The following is a 1,775-nucleotide window of genomic DNA, read 5'->3' as shown; positions in this document are numbered from 1 at the left end:
GTTACTGCCTTTAGCTTTTGTAAATGCTGCAAATTCTTTTTTCCCTCTCACCCAATGCGGCACCATACACTCCTGCAAATAAACATTTACTGCACCGGCATCTTTTAATGTTTGCACACCCCAAGCTTCGCCTTTGTACATGCCTGCGCTGCCACTAAGCCGTTGCCCTACCGATTTACACAAAGTATATAAATTTGAATGAGCCTTACCCTGCAGTAAAATTTCATCCGATATTTTTTTAATCATTACCGAATCATCGTTTTGCGAAAAACCAAAAACAGTAATAAAGAGAAAAGTAACAGCGGCAATAATTTTCTTTTTGTTCATACATACAGTTATAGAACAAACTTAATGATTATTATGTTTATATGAACGGAATGGGTGGAGAAAAATAAAACGCTAAATTGCACCCTGCTGATTTAAAAACTATTAAACTTTCTTTTATATGAATATCGCAATTGTGTGCTATCCTACTTTTGGTGGCAGCGGTGTACTGGCAACAGAATTAGGTAAAGCCCTTGCAGATAAAGGGCATAATATTCATTTTATAACCTATCAGCAACCCGTTAGGCTAAGTGGTTTTCACAATAATATTTTTTATCATGAGGTTAGGGTGCCTACTTATCCTTTGTTTGATTATCCACCTTACGAAACTGCATTGGCCAGTGCAATGGTAGATGTAATTACCAATAATAATGTAGAATTACTGCATGTGCATTATGCCATACCACATGCTGCTGCAGCTTATATGGCTAAACAAATTTTAGCAAAGCAGGGCAAAAGAATTCCGGTTATTACAACATTGCATGGCACAGATATTACCTTGGTAGGCCGTGATAAAACCTACAGCCCTGTTGTAACTTTCTCCATGAATGAAAGTGACATTCTTACTGCTGTATCGCAAAATTTAAAAGAAGAAACTTACAAAAACTTTGTAATTGATAAAGAGATTGAAGTGATCCATAACTTTGTTGATGTAGAACGCTTTCACAGAAAACCAGTTGATGCTTTTAAAAAAATAGCAGCGCCAAACGGCGAAAAAATAATTGTTCACGCCAGTAATTTTAGAAAAATAAAAAGGGTGGATGATGTGGTAAAAGTATTTATGAAGATTATTGAAGTAATGCCTGCTAAATTATTATTACTGGGTGATGGCCCCGAAAGACCTTATGTAGAAAGCATTTGCAGGGATTGTGTGATAAGTGATAAAATTAAATTTTTGGGCAAGCAGGAACAGATGGAAGATATCTTACCCATTGCCGATTTATTTTTATTAACCAGCGAATATGAAAGTTTTGGTTTGGCGGCACTGGAAGCAATGGCTGCAGAAGTGCCGGTAATATCAACTAACGCTGGCGGCCTGCCCGAAATAAATATTGATGGCTACTGCGGCTACATGAGTAATGTGGGAGATGTAGATGATATGGCAAAAAATGCTTTAGCCATTTTAAAAGATGATGCAACTTTATTACAATTTAAAGCCAACGCTTTATCCCAGGCCAAAAAATTTGACATTGAAAGTATAGTGCCTCTTTATGAAGCTCTCTACAAAAGGGTTATTTAATTTACCTGCGGCGCAACCATTTTGCAGGATCTAAATTATTTTTTTCATCATTTATATAAAAATCAACTGCGCCAACACCATCTAAATTAGCAGCTGCTTTTCCAATTACCTGGCCAGTTTTTACTTCCTGTCCTGTTTGTACAGCTACACTGGAAAGATTACTGTAAGTGCTGAAATATCTTCCATGCTGCAAAATTACCACCTGCATATC

2 protein-coding genes and 1 pseudogene are annotated in these 1,775 nt (G+C 36.7%); 1 reads left to right on the top strand and 2 read right to left on the bottom strand.

The genetic code is table 11. From position 1 onward, the window contains the following. Nucleotides 1-327: pseudogene (locus ACY65O_RS03520) on the bottom strand (peptidase M28 family protein); the annotation flags it as partial. A 118-nt stretch (nt 328-445) separates the two neighbouring features. On the opposite strand from ACY65O_RS03520, the gene bshA reads away from it, so the two are divergent. Further along, nucleotides 446-1,564, top strand: a complete 1,119-nt coding sequence (gene bshA, locus ACY65O_RS03515) for an N-acetyl-alpha-D-glucosaminyl L-malate synthase BshA (protein WP_462219467.1) — start codon at nt 446-448, stop codon at nt 1,562-1,564. 1 nt (nt 1,565) lies between these two features. On the opposite strand, the gene ACY65O_RS03510 is transcribed toward bshA, so the two are convergent. Further along, a partial coding sequence (locus ACY65O_RS03510) for a peptidoglycan DD-metalloendopeptidase family protein (protein ID WP_462219466.1) occupies nt 1,566-1,775 on the bottom strand: 210 nt, incomplete at its 5' end.

The organism is Ferruginibacter sp. (assembly GCF_031430955.1).
Taxonomy (GTDB): domain Bacteria; phylum Bacteroidota; class Bacteroidia; order Chitinophagales; family Chitinophagaceae; genus Ferruginibacter.
Note: the sequence above shows the minus strand (reverse complement) of the source record. Positions and strands in the feature narration are given on the sequence as shown.